Raw genomic sequence first — 465 nt, 5'->3', positions numbered from 1 at the left:
CTTACGACGTGATCGGCGAACGCAAACCCCGCGCGGATCTGACGCTGGTGATCAATCGCAAGAACGGCGAGCGCGTCGAAGTGCCGGTGACCTGCCGTCTCGATACCGCTGAAGAAGTGTCGATCTACGAGGCCGGCGGCGTGTTGCAGCGCTTCGCACAGGATTTCCTCGAAGGATCGGCGGTAGCCGTTTAAATCAACGTGTAGGCATGGGATTTCAAGTCCCATGCCTCGGTAAGGAGCACCATGGCTCACGCACCACAAATCAGAATCGCTGCCACCTACATGCGCGGCGGCACCAGCAAAGGCGTGTTCTTCAGCCTCAAGGATCTGCCCGAAGCAGCGCAGGTCCCAGGACCGGCGCGCGACGCGTTGCTGCTGCGAGTGATCGGCAGCCCCGATCCCTACGACAAGCAGATCGACGGCATGGGCGGCGCGACGTCGAGTACCAGCAAAACCGTGATCC

At 61.3% G+C, this 465-nt stretch carries 2 protein-coding genes; both read left to right on the top strand.

What is annotated here, in order from left to right; all coding sequences use genetic code 11:
• On the top strand, positions 1-194 hold a 194-nt coding region (locus tag J5M71_RS28080), incomplete at its 5' end, for a hypothetical protein (RefSeq protein ID WP_207838861.1).
• A gap of 51 nt (positions 195-245) precedes the next feature.
• Positions 246-465, top strand: a 220-nt coding sequence (locus tag J5M71_RS28075; protein ID WP_243434392.1) for a 2-methylaconitate cis-trans isomerase PrpF family protein, incomplete at its 3' end; no start/stop codon positions are given.

Origin of the sequence: Pseudomonas sp. 43(2021), from assembly GCF_017490805.1 — a bacterium.
Lineage (GTDB): Bacteria > Pseudomonadota > Gammaproteobacteria > Pseudomonadales > Pseudomonadaceae > Aquipseudomonas.
This window is presented reverse-complemented; position numbering and strand designations above follow the sequence as displayed.